Annotated in this window: 20 protein-coding genes; 8 read left to right on the top strand and 12 right to left on the bottom strand. The window is 72.7% G+C overall.

The genetic code is table 11. The features are described from left to right. Positions 1–9: 9 nt before the first annotated feature. Positions 10–1,017 carry a Sectered polysaccharide deacetylase gene (locus C3K08_RS09265; RefSeq protein ID WP_104991051.1) on the bottom strand — a complete coding sequence of 336 codons (1,008 nt, stop codon included), beginning with the start codon at positions 1,015–1,017 and terminating at the stop codon, positions 10–12. Between the two features lie 111 nt (positions 1,018–1,128). Here C3K08_RS09265 and C3K08_RS09260 point away from each other — a divergent pair, with 111 nt between their 5' ends. Continuing rightward, a complete protein-coding gene (locus tag C3K08_RS09260) occupies positions 1,129–2,313 on the top strand; it encodes a glycosyltransferase (RefSeq protein ID WP_104991050.1) in 1,185 nt (394 codons plus the stop codon). Here C3K08_RS09260 and C3K08_RS09255 read toward each other — a convergent pair. After that, a complete protein-coding gene (locus tag C3K08_RS09255; protein ID WP_104991049.1) occupies positions 2,279–2,962 on the bottom strand; it encodes a glycosyltransferase family 2 protein in 684 nt (227 codons plus the stop codon). The genes C3K08_RS09260 and C3K08_RS09255 overlap by 35 nt on opposite strands. A gap of 35 nt (positions 2,963–2,997) precedes the next feature. Between C3K08_RS09255 and C3K08_RS09250 the strand changes: the two genes are divergently transcribed. Then, entirely contained in the window at positions 2,998–3,705 is a 708-nt protein-coding gene (locus C3K08_RS09250; RefSeq protein WP_104991048.1) for a polysaccharide deacetylase family protein, read from the top strand. Here the strand turns inward: C3K08_RS09250 and C3K08_RS09245 are convergent. Further along, positions 3,693–4,892, bottom strand: coding sequence for a lipid-A-disaccharide synthase-related protein (locus C3K08_RS09245; RefSeq protein ID WP_104991047.1), 1,200 nt, complete (start codon positions 4,890–4,892; stop codon positions 3,693–3,695). The genes C3K08_RS09250 and C3K08_RS09245 overlap by 13 nt on opposite strands. 69 nt (positions 4,893–4,961) lie before the next feature. Here C3K08_RS09245 and C3K08_RS09240 point away from each other — a divergent pair, with 69 nt between their 5' ends. After that, on the top strand, positions 4,962–5,381 hold the full coding sequence (locus C3K08_RS09240; protein WP_104991046.1) for a hypothetical protein: 420 nt from the start codon (positions 4,962–4,964) through the stop codon (positions 5,379–5,381). A gap of 53 nt (positions 5,382–5,434) precedes the next feature. Here the strand turns inward: C3K08_RS09240 and C3K08_RS09235 are convergent, their stop codons facing one another. Then, positions 5,435–5,803, bottom strand: a complete 369-nt coding sequence (locus C3K08_RS09235) for a helix-turn-helix domain-containing protein (RefSeq protein ID WP_104991045.1) — start codon at positions 5,801–5,803, stop codon at positions 5,435–5,437. 139 nt (positions 5,804–5,942) lie between these two features. Between C3K08_RS09235 and C3K08_RS09230 the strand changes: the two genes are divergently transcribed. Further along, positions 5,943–6,893: a histone deacetylase gene (locus tag C3K08_RS09230; protein ID WP_104991044.1), complete on the top strand. Its 951-nt coding sequence runs from the start codon at positions 5,943–5,945 to the stop codon at positions 6,891–6,893. Between the two features lie 101 nt (positions 6,894–6,994). Then, positions 6,995–8,584, top strand: coding sequence for a peptide chain release factor 3 (locus C3K08_RS09225; RefSeq protein WP_104991043.1), 1,590 nt, complete (start codon positions 6,995–6,997; stop codon positions 8,582–8,584). A gap of 52 nt (positions 8,585–8,636) precedes the next feature. Here C3K08_RS09225 and C3K08_RS09220 read toward each other — a convergent pair whose 3' ends face one another. Then, a complete protein-coding gene (locus C3K08_RS09220; protein WP_104991042.1) occupies positions 8,637–9,131 on the bottom strand; it encodes a M50 family metallopeptidase in 495 nt (164 codons plus the stop codon). Between the two features lie 59 nt (positions 9,132–9,190). Beyond that, on the bottom strand, positions 9,191–10,288 hold the full coding sequence (locus tag C3K08_RS09215) for an aminopeptidase (RefSeq protein WP_234009039.1): 1,098 nt from the start codon (positions 10,286–10,288) through the stop codon (positions 9,191–9,193). Between the two features lie 54 nt (positions 10,289–10,342). Between C3K08_RS09215 and purU the strand changes: the two genes are divergently transcribed. Continuing rightward, the gene (gene purU / locus C3K08_RS09210) at positions 10,343–11,245 is read left to right on the top strand and encodes a formyltetrahydrofolate deformylase (protein WP_104991040.1); all 903 of its coding nucleotides are present in this window, start codon (positions 10,343–10,345) and stop codon (positions 11,243–11,245) included. Positions 11,246–11,248: 3 nt separating this feature from the next. Here the strand turns inward: purU and C3K08_RS09205 are convergent, their stop codons facing one another. Genes C3K08_RS09205 through C3K08_RS09180 form a run of 6 tightly spaced genes read right to left on the bottom strand, consistent with a single transcriptional unit; the run spans position 11,249 to position 15,245 of the window. Then, positions 11,249–11,845 (bottom strand): LON peptidase substrate-binding domain-containing protein, encoded by a 597-nt coding sequence (locus C3K08_RS09205; RefSeq protein ID WP_104991039.1) that lies wholly within the window; start codon positions 11,843–11,845, stop codon positions 11,249–11,251. Positions 11,846–11,895: 50 nt separating this feature from the next. After that, on the bottom strand, positions 11,896–12,702 hold the full coding sequence (trmD, locus tag C3K08_RS09200) for a tRNA (guanosine(37)-N1)-methyltransferase TrmD (RefSeq protein ID WP_104991038.1): 807 nt from the start codon (positions 12,700–12,702) through the stop codon (positions 11,896–11,898). Between the two features lie 7 nt (positions 12,703–12,709). Then, complete coding sequence (gene rimM / locus C3K08_RS09195) at positions 12,710–13,246, bottom strand: ribosome maturation factor RimM (RefSeq protein WP_104991037.1); 537 nt, start codon at positions 13,244–13,246, stop codon at positions 12,710–12,712. Between the two features lie 10 nt (positions 13,247–13,256). Beyond that, the gene (locus C3K08_RS09190) at positions 13,257–13,496 is read right to left on the bottom strand and encodes a KH domain-containing protein (protein WP_199776908.1); all 240 of its coding nucleotides are present in this window, start codon (positions 13,494–13,496) and stop codon (positions 13,257–13,259) included. 29 nt (positions 13,497–13,525) lie between these two features. Beyond that, the gene (locus C3K08_RS09185; RefSeq protein ID WP_234009038.1) at positions 13,526–14,710 is read right to left on the bottom strand and encodes an amidase; all 1,185 of its coding nucleotides are present in this window, start codon (positions 14,708–14,710) and stop codon (positions 13,526–13,528) included. A gap of 19 nt (positions 14,711–14,729) precedes the next feature. Continuing rightward, on the bottom strand, positions 14,730–15,245 hold the full coding sequence (locus C3K08_RS09180; protein WP_104991035.1) for an LEA type 2 family protein: 516 nt from the start codon (positions 15,243–15,245) through the stop codon (positions 14,730–14,732). A 67-nt stretch (positions 15,246–15,312) separates the two neighbouring features. Between C3K08_RS09180 and C3K08_RS09175 the strand changes: the two genes are divergently transcribed. Together C3K08_RS09175 and C3K08_RS09170 are read left to right on the top strand one after the other, a co-directional pair. Next, positions 15,313–16,281, top strand: coding sequence for a hypothetical protein (locus C3K08_RS09175; RefSeq protein ID WP_234009037.1), 969 nt, complete (start codon positions 15,313–15,315; stop codon positions 16,279–16,281). Positions 16,282–16,366: 85 nt separating this feature from the next. Continuing rightward, a complete protein-coding gene (locus tag C3K08_RS09170) occupies positions 16,367–17,020 on the top strand; it encodes an outer membrane lipoprotein carrier protein LolA (protein ID WP_104991034.1) in 654 nt (217 codons plus the stop codon). Positions 17,021–17,059 lie beyond the last annotated feature (39 nt).

The following is a 17,059-nucleotide window of genomic DNA, read 5'->3' as shown; positions in this document are numbered from 1 at the left end:
AGAAGTCCGTTACCCGTGCCGCGCCAGAAACGCTGCCCGCGTCATCCACGCCAGCCTCGGCTCCGGTTCGGAGGTGGGGACCGCCGTGCCGTACACCCGGCGCATCAGCCGGAAGCCCAGGCTGTAGAGCCGCGTCCGCAGCGGTGGCAGGGAGAGAACCTGAAAGCCCTGCTGCGCCAGCGGCTCGTGAAAGAGGGTGACCGCCACGACCCCCTGCACGTCCGCGAACTCGGGATCGTCGCGCAGCACCGCCGCCACGTCGCGCAGCGAGCGGGCAAAGGCGCGGTAGGCGGCGAGCGGGCTGCGGGCACTCAGTCCCACGAGGCGCGGTGAATGGACGTGCAGTTCGGCCACCGCCGCGCCGGTCGGCCACCCCAGCTCGGGCGGGGCAGGCTGTCGGCTCACGCGCAGCACCCCGTCGGCCCGCTCGGTCAGTGCCCGGACCCGGTGCGCCTGCGCGAAGCGGTCGTCCACCGCCCGGCGGTAGAGGTGCAGCCCCAGGTCCCGCCCCCGCGCCCGCCGCAGCCCCGGCAATTCCCCCACCGGGCCGGGCCGGTACCCCAAGGCCCGCAACCGGGGCACCTCGGCCGCGAGGTCGGTGGGCGAGAGCCGCAGCGTCCCGCCGGGTTCCGGGGCGGTGAGGGGAAGGGGCAGCGGCGTCAGGCCCAGCGCGGCGAGTCGGGCGGGTGAGGCGGGCGGCGCCTCGGCGCTCCAGAGGGTGACGGGCCGCCCGGCGGAGACCTCCAACCCGGCGACGCCCTCCGGGGCGCCCCACCCGGCGATCTCGTGCCCGGCCTGGGCGGCGGCCCGGATGACTTCGGGAGCGAGGCGGGCCAGCGCGGGAGAGACGAGCAGGGTGGCCCGCACCCCAGCTTTCGCCGCTGCCGCCAGGTCCTCCGGCGTCCGCACGGGCACGACCAGCCCGAGGTGGGGTGAGCCGGGGTCGCCGCCCGCCAGCGTTCCCCCGGCTCCGGCCCGCAGCAGGGCGCGGCGCAGGGGCGGCGGCACACGGGACATGCCCTGACTGTAGCGTGCCCTTTCGCGCCCACCTCTCATGCACGGCGTCGTATGCTCTCGTTCAGCGATGCTTCAGCCTCTCCTCAGCCAACGGGTCCGCAGGTGCGGCGCATGAGACCGCTGCGAATCGGGCTTTTCACCGACACCTTCCTTCCCGACCAGAACGGCATCGTGACGAGCGTGGGGCTGCTCAGCGACGAGCTGCGGGCGCGGGGGCATCACGTGGAGGTGGTCGCCCCCTTCTTTCCGGAAGCGCAGGACACCCGGCCCGACGTGCGCCGGGCGGCCAGTGTGCGCTACCTCTTTCTGCCGACCTACCGGCTGGCGTGGCCCACCCGCCGGGACTTCGCCGAGCGCTACGACCTCGTTCACACGCACACGCCGCTGACCCTGGGGCTGGCCGGAGCGCGGCTGGCCCGCAAGTGGGGGGTGCCGCACGTGGCGACCTACCACACCCATATCGAGGCCTACACCCACTACGTGCCCGGCCTGACCGCGCTGCAGCGCCAGACCCGCGTGGTGACCCGCCTGATGGGCCACTACTACCGCCGGGCCGACGCGGTCATCATGCCGACCGCCGGAATGCTCGACGTGACCCGCGAGATGGGGGTGCGGAACCCGGTCGTCATCCCGACCGCCGTGGAGCCGGAAGTGCTGCGCGGTGCCCCGCCCATCCAGAATCCCTGGCCCGCCGGACGGCGGCGGCTGCTCACCGTGGGGCGGCTGGCCCGCGAGAAGCGCTTTGACCTCGTGCTGGACACGCTGGCGGGGCTGCCCGACGCGCACCTCGTGGTGCTGGGGGAGGGGCCGGAGCGCGGGCGGCTGGAAGAGCACGCGGGGCGCCGGGGCGTGGCGGAGCGGGTGACTTTCCTGGGGGTGCGCCCCTGGACCGAGATCGGCGCGTACTACCGGCTGGCCGAGCTGTTCCTCTTCGCCAGCGACACCGAGACGCAGGGGCTGGTCTTGCAGGAGGCCCAACTGATGGGCGTGCCCGTCGTGGCGGTGGGCGCCCGGGGCACGCTGAGCGGCGTGGCGACGGGCCGCAGCGGGTACCTCGTGGCGCCCGGCGACGTTGGGGCGCTCACCCGGCACGCGGCGGCGATTCTGGGGGACGCGGCCCTGTGGTCGCGGCTCTCGCGCGGAGCGCGGCGGCACGGAGCGACCTGGACCCCGGGGGGCGTGGCCGAGCGGGTGCTCGACGTGTATTCCGGCGTGCTGGGCACCCTGCAGGAGGTCCCCTTCGCGGAGGGGGCGGCGGCGCTCACGGGTCGAAATACCCTCGCGTATGACCGCTGAGGTTGAGGATGTGCCGCCACAGAAAAGGAAGTGCGCCCCCCGAGAGGCGCCGGGCACTCGTCTCGACCCTGGCGCCGGGCACGTAGGCCACCTCGCCCAGCCGGGCCAGCGCAAGGCCGAGGCCCACGTCTTCCAGCGCCTCGACATCCGGATAGCCCCCGGCGACGAGCGCCGCCGCCCGCGAGTAGGCCATGTTCGCCCCGGCGAGGTTGGGCCGCCCGGCGAGGGCGCATGTCCGCAGGAAAGCCGTGTACCCGACCTCCGAGGTGGCCGCCACCACGGGCGACACCCCGCAGAAACGCAGGGGGCCGTACAGGGCGACCCGGCCCGGCGCCGCCCCCACGAGGGCCGCGAGCCAGCCGGGCGCGGGCAACGAGTCCGCGTCGGTGGTGGCGACCCAGTCGGTTCGGGCGGCCTCCAGCCCCGCCTGCCGGGCGCGGCCAATGCCCGGTTCGCCGCAGGTCACCACCCGCGCCCCCCAGGCCCGCGCGACCGCCGCCGTGCCGTCGTGGCTGGCGTGGTCCACCACGATGATTTCGCGCGGGGCGAGCGTCTGGCGGTGCAGGGCACGCAGGGTGAGCGGCAAGGAGGCCGCCTCGTTGCGTGCAGGGATAACGACCGTGAACTCCGGCCCGGCGACCTGTGGCACCGCGCCAGGGTAGCAGGCGAACCGGGCGCTGTCTCATGAGAGCCTGGGCGTGGGTGGCCCTGGCGGGCCTGGGAGCCGTCCTTGCCGCCGAGGTCGGGGGCCGCGCCGCCGGGTGGGGGGCGCTGGGACCAGGGGGCCGCGACCGTCCCAGGGTCGCCCTCACCTTCGACGACGGCCCCGGCGAGCGCACTCCCGAGTTGCTCGCGGTACTCGCCCGCCACGGGGCTCCCGCGACCTTCTTCGTGACCGCGCCCGCTGCCGAGCGTTGGCCGGAGCATCTGGCGGCCCTTCGCGCCGCCGGGCACGGGTTGGAGGCGCACGGGCGCTGGCACGTCCATGCCCTGCGGCTGCCCCCCTGGCGTGAGTGGGCACAGGTGCGCTGGCATCCCCGCGCGGGAGAGCCGGGGCCGCATCTCTACCGCCCGCCCTACGGGGGCCACGGCCCGCTGACTCGCCTGCTGGTCCGCCTCGCCGGGCGCGAAGTGGCGCTCTGGGACGTGGAAGGTCGGGACTGGACGGAGGGGGACGCGGCCTCCCTTGCCGCCAGGGTGCTCGCCCGCGTGCGGCCCGGCAGCGTGGTTCTGCTGCACGACGGTCCGGAGGTCACGCCCGCCCTGCTCGACGTGCTGCTGACAGGGCTGGCCGAGCGGGGCCTCCAGCCCGTCCTGCTGCGCGACCTGCCCCCCCGCCGCATCGGGGGGCGGGAGGGCTGGCGGCGGCTGGCCGCGAGCTACGGCCGCTGATCCAGCAAGGCCCGCAACTCGGCCGCAATCACGGGCAGCGCCCCTCCCGGCCCTATCCGCGTCAGTCCGTCCAGGGCGGCTCGTGCCCGCCCCCGGCCGTCCCGCAGCACTGCCCGCACCTCGGCCGCCATCGCCTCCGGGTCCGGCGGGACCGGCCGCAGCGCCTCTCCCAAGAGCCGCCCCTGCCGCCGCACGAAGCCGGGGGTGAACTGTGGCCCCCGCGTGGGAAAGGCTACGACGGGCACCCCCAGCCCGGCGAGTTGCTCGTTGGCGGTGCCTGCCGTGCCCACGGCCACGTCGGCCGCCCGCGCGACCGCTCCGAAGGCCCCGCGCAGCAGCGTGACCCGCGTTCGCTCTCCCTCGGCCCAGGCCGTCCGGTCGTCCTCCACGCGCAGAGTCCACCCCGGCGGCAGGGTCACGGCCGCCCACCCGTGGGGCCAGGCGACGAGCGGCGTCACCTCCGGCAACCGGGCGGCGGCCCGCAGCATCAGGGGGAGGCTCTCCCGGTGGTCCTCCCGCGATCCCGGCAGCAGGGCCAGGGCCGGGCGGTCACCGATCAGGGCGGAGAGGTCTCGCTCGGGGGCGGGCAGCGTGTCCATCGCAAAGCTTCCAGCCCAGCGGGCAGGGACCCCCCGCGCCGCGTAGAGCCGGGCGGTCGCCGCGTCCCGCAGGTAGACCGTGTGCGCCCGCCGGGCGAGGGCGAGTTCGGAAGGCAGCGGCAGGTTGGCCCCCAGCGCGTTCAGTTCCCGCAGCGCTCCCCGCAGCCCCAGCCGCTCGGCGTAGTGGGCACTCAGGAGGGGCTGGACATGCACGAGCGGCACCCCCCCCGCCCGCGCGGCCAGGGTTCCCAGGGTGAGCGCGTGCGCGTCGCCCACCACGGCCACCACTCCCGCCTCCCGGCCCGCCGCCCGTGCCGCCCGCACCTGCCCCAGCGTGGTGCCGATCAGCCCCGCCCGCAGGTCGGCCCGCAGGTTCGCCACGCTCCCGAAGGGAAAGCCCCCACTGGGGAGGCTCAGTGTGGGGCCGATCTTCGTCGCGCCGGGGACCCCCGCGTACGCCCGCCCCTCGCCCACCAGCGGGAGCACCCGCGCGGGCCGCCCCACTTCCTCCAGCAGCCGCGCCCCGATCAGGTCCTCGGCGGTGCCGTTGGACAGCAGTAGCAGGGGCCGGGCGGGGAAGGGAGGCACGCGGGGCAGGATAGCGGGGGGCGCCGGGAACCGTTCCTTCCCGGTTCCCCGACGTGATACGAATACCCCGTGTCCGACTTCGACGCCCTGCAAGCTGCCATCCGTCGCCGCGCGGGCGAGCGTCAGGCCGAGGCGCGGGCGTGCGAGGCGCTGCTGAACGCCCTGTACCACGCGCTGCGAACCGCCAGCGGGCCGGGCCTGCCGCTGAACAACGTCTCCTTGGACCTCGTGCCCGATCCCGACGCGCCCCTGCGTCCACCGCCCCCAGGCGGCTGGCACGCCGCGTGGTTGCGCCTGGGCCTGTGCGAGGTGCTGGTGCGGGTGCGCCGCGACGGGGGGGCTTTCGTGGGCGAGTACGGTCAGGGCCTGAGGTTCCGGGTGGAGGACACGGGCGAGGACGCCCTGATCGCCCTGGCCCGCCGGATGCTGCGCGACTTGACCGCCGCCTACCTGGGTGCGGCGGGGCCGGGTGACGGGGCGCTGAACTGACCCGCACGCAAAAAGGCCCCCCGCGTGGGGAGCCTCTGGCCTGACAGGACCGTTTACGCCTGCGCCCAGCGTTTCAGGTACTCCGCGACCAGTTCGCTCACGTTGACCCCCTCGCGGGCGGCCTTGTCCAGCTGCGCGGCCTTCTCCTCGCGGGACAGGGGCAGCCACATCGCCACATACTCGCGCCCGCCTTCCACCTTGTACTCGCTACCGTGCTCGTCGCGCTGCACCACACCGCTCTGCTGTTCCATGTCGTCTCCTCCGGCTTGCATCAGCCACTCCACCACTCGCGCCCTGAGAAAGCGCCACTCCCGCCCCACCTTGCGCCCCGGAATGTCCCCGCTCCGCACCAGGGCGTAGGCCGTCGTCTCGCTGACCTTGAGATAAGTGGCCAGTTCCTCCAACGTCAGTACTTCATCCATGCCGCCCCACTTCCCTGGAACTGGCGACATCTGGGCTATCTAACACCAAATGGCAATGGATAGGATTGAACTGCCAGATTTGTCTGGCGCCCCTTGCATTAGTCCATTCACGCGGCTTACCGAGCCGTAGCCTGCCCCCGTGACTCCACCCCTCCCTCCCGCCTGGCCCCGCGCCTGGACCGCTTTTCGCCGGGCGGCCTATAGCGCGGCGCCACCGCCCCGCCGTCAGTTCCTGCCCCGTGAGTTCCTGGACCGCCTGCTCGCGGGGGCTGCCGAACGCCTCCCCCTCCTCGACGCGCCGCCGCTGGCATGGGCCGATGCCGAGCGAGTCCACGACCCCGTCTACCTGGCCCGCTGGCGCCGGGGCGAGGTCACACGGGAGGAGGAGCGGGCGCTGGGCTTTCCCTGGTCCCCGGCGGTCGTGGAGCGCGGTCTGGGAAGCAGCGGCGCGACCCTGGCGGCCACGCGCGATGCCCTCGCGCACGGGCTGGGAATCAACCTCGGCGGGGGAACGCACCACGCCTCGCGGGACCGGGCCGAGGGCTTTTCCTTCCTCAACGACGTAGCGATCAGCGCCCGCTGGTTGCTGGACGGCGTGCACGCGCGGCGGGTGCTGATTCTCGACCTCGACGTGCATCAGGGCAACGGCACGGCGGCGCTGTTCGCGGGCGAGCCGCGTGTGCTCACCGTCAGCGTGCATGGGGCGAACAACTACCCCTTTCAGAAGGCGACCAGTGACCTCGACGTAGCGTTGCCCGATGGCACCGGGGACGCAGCCTACCTCGCCGCCCTCGACCGGGAGGTCGCGCCTGCCGGGGCGGCCTTCCGGCCCGATTTCGCCTTCTACCTGGCGGGAGCGGACGTGCTGGAAGGGGACCAACTGGGCAAGCTGGGGCTGACGCTGGAGGGAGTGCGGGAGCGCGACGACCGGGTGTTTCGCTGGGCGGCCCACACCCGGACGCCGCTCGTCACCGTGATGGCCGGAGGGTACAACCGCGACCCGGCGCGGCTGATCGCAGCGCGGCTGGGGACCCTGGACGCGGCGCTCGCGGCCTTCCAGCCCGGCGGGGGCGCTATCATGTCGGGATGACCCACCTCCTCCCGCCCCCGTGAGCGCGAGTCGCAGGTGAGCGTTTTTCCCCAGACCCACAGCGCCGGGCGCGTCCTCTTCCCGCCCGCAGGAGTTCCCGCATGACCACCCCCACCGCCGCCCTCGACTTTGAAATCGCCCGCCGCCGCACCTTTGCCATCATCTCCCACCCCGACGCGGGCAAGACCACCATCACCGAGAAGCTGCTGCTGTACGGAGGCGCCATTCAGGAGGCCGGATCGGTCACCGCCAAGGAAGGCCGCTCGCACACCAAGTCCGACTGGATGAGCATCGAGCAGCAGCGCGGCATCTCGATTTCCTCCTCGGCACTCACCTTCGAGTACGGCGGGCGGCACATCAATCTGCTCGACACGCCGGGACACCAGGATTTCTCGGAGGACACCTACCGCACCCTGACCGCCGCCGACTCCGCGCTGATGGTGCTGGACGCGGCCCGTGGCGTGCAGGCGCAGACCGAGAAGCTCTTCGCCGTGTGCCGCAACCGGGGCATTCCCATCCTGACCTTCGTGAACAAGATGGACCGCCCCGCCCAGGACCCCTTCGAGCTGATCGCGCAGGTGGAGGGGACCCTGAAGATCACGGCGGTGCCGCTGACCTGGCCCATTGGCGACGGCCCCGACTTCAAGGGGGTCTATGACCTCCAGACCGGGCAGGTCCTTGCCTTCGAGCGGACCTCCGGCGGCAAGCACCGGGCGCCGGTGCAGACGGCGGGCCTAGAGGACCCCCAGCTCGACGCGCTCGTGGGCGCCGACCTCGCCGCCAAGCTGCGCGAGGACGTGGAGCTGATTCAGGGCGCGATGCCCGAGTTCGACCCCGCCGCCTTCCTGTCGGGCGAACTCACCCCAGTCTTCTTCGGCTCGGCGATGAACAACTTCGGGGTCGAGCACTTCCTGCGGAACTTCGTGGACCTTGCGCCGCCGCCCGGCCCGGTGGAGACGAACCTGGGCGAGCGGGCGCCCGACGCGGGGTTCGCGGGGTTCATCTTCAAGTTGCAGGCCAACATGAGCCGGGCACACCGCGACCGCACCGCCTTTATGCGGGTCATGAGCGGGCATTTCGAGCGCGGCATGGACGTGACCCATACCCGCACCGGGCGCAAGCTGCGGCTCTCGCAGGCGCACACCCTCTTCGCGCAGGACCGCGAGAAGGTGGAGGAAGCCTATCCCGGTGACATCGTCGGGCTGGTCAACCCCGGCGTCTTCCAGATCGGGGACGTGGTGAGCGTGGACGCCAAGGTCACGCTTCCGAGCTTTCCGCGCTTCACGCCGGAAACCTTCGCCACCATCTCCCTGAAGGACGTGGGCAAGCGCAAGGCCTTTATGAAGGGCCTGACCCAGCTTGCGGAGGAAGGCGTCGTGCAGGTCTTCTACCCCACCGACGGCGCCCGTGACCCCTACCTGGGCGCGGTCGGCCCCCTCCAGTTCGAGGTCTTTCAGGCCCGCTTGCAGGAGGAATACGGGGTGGACGTGGAGTTGCATGTCACGTCCTATCAGCTCGTGCGGTGGCTGGCGGGCGATCCCAGCAACGTGGCCCGCTTCGCCCGGCACGTCGAGGACGACCAGGGCCGCCCGGTGATGCTGTTCCGCTCCAAGTACGACCTCGACTACACCGCCGAGCAGCACCCAGAAATCGAGTTCCTGCCGCTGCCGAAGGATTTGACACGGGTGTAAGCGGGCATTGGGGAAGCGAAAAAGGCCGGGGCGGGTGCTCCGGCCTCTCCGTTTACCTCGCCGGGCGGAGGCGGGGCCAGAGGCGGAGGAGCTGGGCGCCGTCGCTTTGAAACCCGGCGTAGCCTGCGTACCATGCCGGATACTGCATCGGCCAGAGCGTCATGACGAGCTGGAAAAAGCTCAGAGTCATAAAAATTTGCGCGACAAGCCACACCGCCTCGGTGCGAATGCCGACGAGTGCAGCGGCTCCCACCACCAGCATCAGCAGCGAGGCGAGCGGCCCGCCCGCGACGGCCCAGAAGTGCTGACGGGGGGTCAGGCCCGGCCAGAAGCAGCAGCCGCCCACAAAGAACAGGCGCCGAACGTCAAAGGTGAGCCGTCCCAGCCGCGTCTGGAAGAGCGGAGGACTGCTTGCAGGTCCAAGCTGCACCCGAACTGGCTCCCGCGTCTTCAGCAGCGGCACCACGGCGTGTCCCAGCTCATGCCCCAGCGTGACCAATGGAATGGCAATGGCGTAGATCAGGGACACGGTGAGGGCGTCGTCCATCTTGCACTCTTACCATGTCCCTGATCGGTCCGGGGCCGCACTTGCGCGGGCTGCTCAGGTCAGAGGAACTGGCCCCCCTCCTGCACCACTTCCCCGTCGAGCGTCAGGCGACCCTGCCCGCGCAGGTCGGTGATCAGGTCCCAGTGGATCGCGCTGGCGTTGGTGCCCCCGGTCTCGGGGTAGGAGCGGCCCAGCGCGAGGTGAACGGTGCCGCCGATCTTCTCGTCGAAGAGGATGTTCCCGGTCGGCGTCTGGATGCCGAAGTTCGTGCCGATGCCCAGCTCGCCCAGCCGCCGCGCTCCGGGGTCGGTCGCCAGAGCCGCCCGCAGCACGTCCTCGCCTTCCTCGGCGCTTGCTTCCACGACCTCGCCCGCCCGGAAGACCAGCCTCGCGCCGCGCACCACCACGCCGCCGTAGCTCGCAGGTACGGTAAAGGTCACCACGCCCTCGGCGCTGTCCTCGTGCGGCCCTGTAAAGACCTCGCCGCTGGGCATGTTGCGCTTGCCGTCGCTGTTGGCCCAGGTGCGGCCCCCCACCCGCAGGGTGAGGTCGGTGCCGGGGGCCTCGATCCGCACCGTGTCCGCCCGCGTAAGCCGCTCGATCAGCCGCGCCTGCATCTCGCGCACCTCGCCCCAGGCGGCCACCGGGTCGGCGCGGTCGAGGAACATCGCCCGCATGACGAAGGCGCCGAACTCGGCTTCCGACATGCCCGCCTGGGCCGCCGCGTGCGCGGTGGGGTAGAGGGTGAGGCTCCACTTCTTCCGCGCCCGGATCGCGGCGACCGGGGCGCGGGAGGCCGTCAGGCGGGCGCGGCGGGCGGCGTCGCCGGGGGTATTGGGTTCGGGGGTCAGGATGCGCAGGCTGCCGCCCAGCGCCTCCACGTCCGCGAGGTCGGCGGGGTGGGCACTGTCCAGCACCGCGTCCTGCGCGAGTTCGGCCCAGTCGTCGTCCTGGCCGGGGTAGTCCAGCCGCACCACCGGGCGGGCGCCGCGCGTCAGCAGGGCGCGGGTCACGGCCCGCACCAGGGGAGTGCCGGACACGCCGCCCGCGACCAGCAGGCGCTCGCCGGGCGCCGCCGACAGGCAGTAGTCCGCCAGCAGCGCGGCGTGCGCGGCGGGGTCGTAGCTCAGGGCCGGGGGAAGGTCGGGGGTGGACACGGTCCAAGGGTAGAGCACCCGGCCCGTCGCCTGCCCCGCTATCCTGCCCGGCACATGACGGTCCCACCTCTGCCCCCCACCGACGCCGTTACCCCCGGTCCCTCCGACACGGCGGTTCTCACCGTGACTTGCCCCGACCGGGGAGGGATCGTGGCGGCGGTGTCGCAGTTTCTCTTCAACCACGGGGCGAACATCATCCATTCCGACCAGCATTCCAGCGGTCTGGTGGGGGGCACCTTTTTCATGCGGATGGAGTTCTCGCTCGCGGGCCTCGACCTCGCGCTCGAGCCGTTGCGGCGGGCCTTTCAGAACGTGGTGGCCGAACCCTTCGGAATGGAGTGGCGCCTCAGTGACGCCGCGCGGCCGGGGCGCATGGCCCTGATGGTGAGCCGCTACGACCACTGCCTGCTCGACCTGCTGTGGCGGGTGCGCCGGGGCGACCTGAACGCCGAGGTGCCCCTCGTCCTGAGTAACCATGAGGACCTGCGGGGCGACGCGGAGACTTTCGGCGTGCCCTTTCACGTGGTGCCCGTGACCCGCGAGAACAAGCCGGAGGCCGAGGCCGAACAGGTCCGGCTCCTGCGGGAGGCCGGGGCCGATTTCGTGGTGCTGGCCCGCTACATGCAGATCCTGTCGGGCGACTTCCTGCGGGAGGTAGGCTGCCCGGTCATCAACATCCACCACTCGTTCCTGCCCGCCTTCGTGGGAGCCAACCCCTACCGGGCCGCGTTCGAGCGTGGCGTCAAGCTGATCGGGGCGACCAGCCACTACGTCACCGAGGAACTCGACGCCGGGCCGATCATCGCGCAGGACGTGGTCCCGGTCACCCACCGCGAGACGCCCGACTCCCTGGTGCGCCTCGGGCGCGACGTGGAGCGGCAGGTGCTCGCCCGCGCCGTGAAGGCCCACGTGGACCACCGGGTGCTGGTGGAGGGCAACAAGACGGTGGTGTTCTAGCCGCTAGTTCAGCTCCCGCGCCCCCAGCGGCACCGCCGCCCGCAGCATGTCGAGGCGGTCGAGCAGGGTGGGCGCCCGCAGCGCTTCTTCTCGCTGCTCGGCGTCCAGCGGCAGCAGGGCGGCGGCGTAGCTCGCCAGCAGCAGGGGCGTGTCCGGCGCGTTGGAGCGGATGGCTTCCGTCTCGGTGGGGTGCAGCCGCAGCAGGTCGCTCAGAAGCCGCCGGGCGGTGGCTTCCTCGGCGGGGGCACCCAGCGGGTCGGGGTCCAGCGGCCAGGGGTCCACCTCGGCGCTGAGGTAAGCGTGCGTGGGGTCGAACTCGCGCACCCGGAAGCGCTCGCCCCCCACGACGAGGATGCTGCTCGTGCCGTCCTCGTGCGTCTCGGCTTCCAGCAGGTGCGCCAGGGTGCCCACCCGCCCGATGCGGTCCAGCAGGGTCGTGCCGCCCTCCAGCCGGGGCTGCAGCCGCACCACGCCGAAAGGCTCCCCGCTCGCCTGCACCCGTGCCAGCAGTTCGCGGTAACGCGGTTCGAAGACGTAGAGCGGCAACACCTGTCCCGGAAAGAGGACGGTGTTCGGGAGGGGAAAGAGCGGCAACGACATATCTCTGCGGCTATGCTGCGCCTTCGGGCGCGGGGCAACGTCAGCCGGGACTACAGACCAGACTCATCTTTCGGCGAGCGCGACCGCTTCCGCCGGGGCGCGGGCGGCGGCGGAGCCCCCCACGCGGCGAGGTCTTCCGGGGTCGCCCCCAGCGCCAGCAGCGCCGCGCTGTCCTGGGGCGTGAGGCCCGCACCCGGCAGCAGGTCGGGCCGCCGCGCCAGGGTGCGGGCCAGCGCCTGCTCGCGCCGCCAGCGGGCGATGGCGCCGTGATTGCCCCCCTTCAGCACGTCGGGCACCGCCTGACCGCGCCACTCGGGCGGGCGGGTGTACTCCGGGTAGTCCAGCAGCCCGCTGGAAAAGGAATCGTCCCGGTGCGAGGCCTCGTCGCCCAACACGCCGGGACGCAGCCGGGCGACCGCCTCCAGCACGCAGGCCGCCGCCGCCTCGCCCCCCATCATCACGAAGTCCCCGATGCTGAGTTCGCGCGTCACCAGCGTCTCCACCCGAGCGTCGAAGCCCTCGTAGCGCCCGCATAGGAAGGCGAGGTGCGTCTTCGTGGACAGCTCCTCCGCCGTGCGCTGGGTAAAGCGCTCCCCGGCGGGCGTGAACAGGATCACCTCGTCGGCGGGCGGCAGGCTCGCCAGGGCACGCTCGGCCACATCCACCCGGATGACCATGCCCGCGCCGCCGCCATACGGCGTGTCGTCCACCTTGGCGTGCTTGTTGTCCGCAAAGTCACGCATGTCGACGAGGTTCACGCCGATCAGCCCCCGCACCGCCGCCTTGCCCAGAATCGCCTCGGACGCGAAGGGGGCGAGCAGCTCGGGAAAGAGGGTCAGGAAGGAGAAGGTCAGCACCTGAGCCTCACGCTTCCTCCGCCTCCTCGCCCAGCAGCCCGGCAGGAGCCTCGTCGGTCAGGGCGACGGCCTCGGGACGGCCCTGGGCATTCAGGCGGACCTCCACGTAGGGCGCTTGCAGCGGCAGGAAGCCCTCGCCGCCGGGGTGTGAGACGACCAGCAGGTCCTGATGCCCGGCGTCCTGCACGTCCACGACCTCACCCAGCCGCTCGCCCGCCGCGCTGGACACGGGCAGGCCGCGCAGCTCGTGGTAGTAGTACTCGCCTTCCTCCAGCGGGGGGAGGTCGGCGTCGGCGGCGTAGACATTCGCGCCGCGCAACGCCTCGGCGCCCTCGCGGGTAGTGATTCCCGCGAGATGCAGGGCCACCCCCGGCGCGAGGGGGTCGGCGCGGCGCACCCGCAGCCAGCCCCGGCCCTCGACCCACACGCGCGGCAGCTCCAGCAGTTGCGCGGGGTCGCCCAGCACGTAGACCTTCACGCCGCCCGAGACGCCGTGTGGTCCCAGGAAGTGCCCCAGCCGGGTGGTGTCGTCCGGCGGATTCATGCGCCCACCCTCAACCCTTCCGCGGCGCGTCGAGGTCCACGTTGATGCGGTCGGCGGGATCGGTCGCGGCCCGGACCAGGGTGCGGATCGCCTGGATGACCCGGCCCTGCCGCCCGATGAAGCGGCCTTCCTCGCCGGGGCCGACCCGCACGATCACGGTCGGCCCGCGCCGCGAGGCCCGCACCAGCGAGGGCTGGTCCACCACGCTCTGCGCCAGAAAGAGGGTCAGGTCCACGGGATCGGTCTTCATGGGGGGCATTGTAGGGGAGGGGTCAGCCTTCAGCCCTCAGCCGTCAGTGACCGGGCCAGCCCCAGCACCCGCGCGTCTTCTCCGCGTGGTCCCACGAGCTGCACCCCCACCCAGGGCATTCCTGTCGGCAGGGCCACGCTGGGCAGCCCCAGCAGGCTGAAGGGCACGGTCAGGCGCAGCACGGCGCGGCGCAGGGGGACGCGGCCCCCCGGCAGGTCTACTTCGTCCGTGCCCAGCGGCGGCGGGGGTGTAGGAACGGCGGGCGCGAGCAGCACGTCGCAGCTCTCGAACAGGGCGTCCACCTCGGCCCGGTACACCTCCCGGCGGGCTTGGGCGGCCGCCACCTCCTCCGTGCCCAGCGCCTCCCCCTGCCGCAGCGAGGCCAGGGTGAAGGGCAGGAAGCCCGGCTCGGCCCGCCGCAGCGCCTCCCGGTGCACTTGCGCCGCCTCGCTCAGCACGATGGGCGTGTAGGCGTCGAGCATCTCGGGCAGCCTCACCGTTGAGAGAACCGCGCCACGTGCCTCCAGCGTGGCCGCGAAGGTCTGCACCGCCGCCCGCACCCCGTCTGTCACCCACCCCTCCGGGAGCCACAGGCCCACCCGCACCCCGGCCCAGTCCTGCCTCGGGACGCTCTCACCCGTCAGCGCCTCGTGAACGCGCACCACGGTCGCCACGTCGCGGGCGAGCGGCCCCGCGTGGTCGCAGGTGGGCGAGAGGGGCAGCACGCCGTCGGTGCTCCAGGCCGGATGCCCCTTGGTCGGCTTGTACCCCACCACCCCGCACCACGCCGCCGGAACCCGGATCGAGCCGCCCGTGTCCGTCCCCAGCGCAACATCCACCTGCCCCAGCGCCACCGTGACCGCCGCCCCGCTGCTGCTTCCGCCGGGGGCATGGCCCGGCAGAAATGGGTGCTCGGTGCCCCCGTACCCGTTCATCCCCGTGATGCCCAGGGCGACCTCGTGCAGATGCGTCTTGCCGACTGCCGACGCCCCCAGGTCCAGCAACCGCCGCACCAGCACGCTTTCCCCGACCTCCGGCACGGGTGCCCGCGTACTCGCTGTCAGCGGCCAGCCGGGGACGCCGAACAGGTCCTTCACGCTGAAAGTCAGCCCCGCGAGCGGCCCGTCCGGAGCACCGCGCAGGGGAGAGGCCGGGCGGTAAGCCCAGGCCCGCTGGGGGTCAGGGCTGGGGGAGGTGTCGGGGGGCACGGTCACGGGGGCAAGGTAGCAGCCCTCAAAACGGCAGGATCGCTGGCTGCTGCCACACGCCCTGCGCCAGCGTGAACGGCCCGAAGGTGGGCTGTCCCAGCGGCCCGAAGTCGGCGGTGAAGCTGCCGTCCACCCGGAACGCCACCTCCTGCCCCCGCGCCACCCGCAGGAAGGCCCCGGCCGTCGTCAGCGTGACGGGCAGCCGCACCTCGGCCACGAGCGGCCCCTCGCCCCGTGCGGGCAGGTTGACGCCGGGCAGGGTGACAGCGCCCACATCCTCGCCGTCAATGACCAGCCGGGCATCCACCCGCGCGAGGCGCACGGGGAGGGGGTTGGGATTGCCCACCCGCAGGCCCACCGTGACGGACGCGAGGGCCGGGTTGCCGCCCCCCGGCAGGCTGAGCCTGGTCAGGCGCACGCTCTGAAGCTCGAAGGTGGGCACCTGCACCACCGATTGCAGCGAGGCCAGCGGCGCACAGCCGGACAGGGACAGCGCCAGCAGGGGCGCAGCGAGGAAGGGAAGACGCGAGAGCCGCTTCACGTCCCCACGCTACCCCGCTCGCCTGCCGCCTACCTGACGGAAGGCCAGACCGGAGTACCCTGCCCCCATGACAGGCCAGAGCTGGGGGACGGTGCGGCGGGCGCTGATGGTCGGCGCCCTGCTGGGGGGCGCGGCAAGCGCGGCGGAACTGAAGTTCGGCGTGTCCTACGCAGCGCCGGGTGGTGTGTTGGCCCGCGTGGGCGTGACGGACGTGGACCTCGGGCGGGTGCGGCTGGACGCGGCGGCGAGCACGCGGGCGCTGGAGGCGCGGCTCTCGGGCGGCCTGAGCCTGCCCCCCGCTGGAGCCGTCTCGCTGACGGGTGGGGCCGCCGTGACGTACCGGGGCGGCGTGCGGCTGGACACCCGCGCGAGCGGCACGCTGGGGCCGGTGGCCCTGAATGTGGGCGGAAGCTTCTTCACCGCCGCCGCGACCGACGTGGACCCCCTGGCCGCGTGGAGTCTCACGCCCACCGACCTGCGGGCGCGGGGCTGGGCGGCCGACGTGACGGCCCGCTACCGGGTGAACCGCACCCTCGTCGCGGTGGCCGGGGGCGAGTTCGGGGTGCAGCCCCACGCCCTGCTGGGGGCCGAGTGGCGGCGCGACCTCACCCGCACCCTCCCGCCCGAGGAGGGCGACGACCCAGAGGCCGAACCCCTCACCGAGGGCACGGGCAGCCTGACCTTGCGGCTGGGCGCACGGGCGGGCGCCGACGTGCTGGGGGTCACGGGTGGAGTGACCTACGCCGCCGAGTCGGGCCTCACCGCCTCGCTGGACGCCCTCGCCGGGCCGGGAAGTTGGGGGGCGGTGGGCAGCCTGGGCGTGCCTGGCCTGCTGGGAGAGGAGAGCACTACGCGCCTGTACGTCGCCTACGAGCCGTGGCGCCGCGCGGCTGCACCCCTGCGGGCCGGGGCAGAGGTTGAAGTCCCCCTCGGCCCCGGCACCCTGACCACCGATGTACGGGGCGGCACCGGGGGCTTTGGCGTCCGGGCGACCTACCGCTTCCCGCTGGGAGGCGCCGGGGACAGCGGCGAGTAGCCGTTCCCACCGTCTCTGGGCGGCGTGAATGCGTGGTCAGCCTCGGCCCCCTCTTCTCATGGGGGCGGGTGAAAGACTACCGGACGTGAAGCACTTTCTCCCCCTCCTGACCCTCGCCGCGCTGGTGTCCACAGCGGGCGCCCAGACCGCGCAGGACATCCTCAAGCGGGTGGACAGCGCCCAGAAGTCGGCCAAGGACGTGTCCTTCCGCCTGACCGGGAGCGCCTCGCTGGAATCGCAGGCCCAGAAGATCGACCTGACTGTGCGCTCCATTCCCGCGCAGGGTGTGGCCCGCATCCAGTTCAACGCGCCCGACGCGCTGGCCGACAACATCGTGGTGGCCGACCGCAACGAGGTCCGGCAGTACCTTTTCCTGACCAACCAGATCACGGTCACGCCCATCAAGAAGGCCACCGCTCAGGCGGGCCTCGGCGGGCTGGACTTCACCCGGCTGAGCAACGTCTCCGACCTGCTGGGCGACTACACCGTGCGGCTGCTGGGCACCACGACCTCCGGTGGCAACAAGGTCTACCAGCTTGAAGCCACCCCCAAGAACAGCGGCGACAAGGCCCGTGTGTGGATCACGGAAGCGGGCTGGCGCCCCACCCGCATTCAGTTCCTGGGCTCCGGCAACCGCGTGCTGGCGGACCTGAATGTCTCCAACTACCGCGTGAACAGCGGCCTGACGGTGGCGGGCCTCAAGACGCTGCCCAAGGACGCGCAGGTGATTCGTCAGTAAAGGAGGCCCTGCGCACCCTGTTCAGGCTCCAGCCCCGGC

It is taken from the genome of Deinococcus sp. NW-56, from assembly GCF_002953415.1.
Taxonomy (GTDB): domain Bacteria; phylum Deinococcota; class Deinococci; order Deinococcales; family Deinococcaceae; genus Deinococcus.
Note: the sequence above shows the minus strand (reverse complement) of the source record. Positions and strands in the feature narration are given on the sequence as shown.

What these genes read in the sequence shown, in the direction of transcription:
- C3K08_RS09265 (WP_104991051.1), bottom strand. Translation starts at nt 1,017, where the DNA reads ATGTCCCGTGTGCCGCCGCCCCTGCGCCGCGCCCTGCTGCGGGCCGGA.
- C3K08_RS09260 (WP_104991050.1), top strand. Translation starts at nt 1,129, where the DNA reads ATGAGACCGCTGCGAATCGGGCTTTTCACCGACACCTTCCTTCCCGAC.
- C3K08_RS09250 (WP_104991048.1), top strand. Translation starts at nt 2,998, where the DNA reads ATGAGAGCCTGGGCGTGGGTGGCCCTGGCGGGCCTGGGAGCCGTCCTT.
- C3K08_RS09235 (WP_104991045.1), bottom strand. Translation starts at nt 5,803, where the DNA reads ATGGATGAAGTACTGACGTTGGAGGAACTGGCCACTTATCTCAAGGTC.
- C3K08_RS09225 (WP_104991043.1), top strand. Translation starts at nt 6,995, where the DNA reads ATGACCACCCCCACCGCCGCCCTCGACTTTGAAATCGCCCGCCGCCGC.
- C3K08_RS09220 (WP_104991042.1), bottom strand. Translation starts at nt 9,131, where the DNA reads ATGGACGACGCCCTCACCGTGTCCCTGATCTACGCCATTGCCATTCCA.
- purU (WP_104991040.1), top strand. Translation starts at nt 10,343, where the DNA reads ATGACGGTCCCACCTCTGCCCCCCACCGACGCCGTTACCCCCGGTCCC.
- C3K08_RS09205 (WP_104991039.1), bottom strand. Translation starts at nt 11,845, where the DNA reads ATGTCGTTGCCGCTCTTTCCCCTCCCGAACACCGTCCTCTTTCCGGGA.
- rimM (WP_104991037.1), bottom strand. Translation starts at nt 13,246, where the DNA reads ATGAATCCGCCGGACGACACCACCCGGCTGGGGCACTTCCTGGGACCA.
- C3K08_RS09190 (WP_199776908.1), bottom strand. Translation starts at nt 13,496, where the DNA reads ATGAAGACCGATCCCGTGGACCTGACCCTCTTTCTGGCGCAGAGCGTG.
- C3K08_RS09175 (WP_234009037.1), top strand. Translation starts at nt 15,313, where the DNA reads ATGACAGGCCAGAGCTGGGGGACGGTGCGGCGGGCGCTGATGGTCGGC.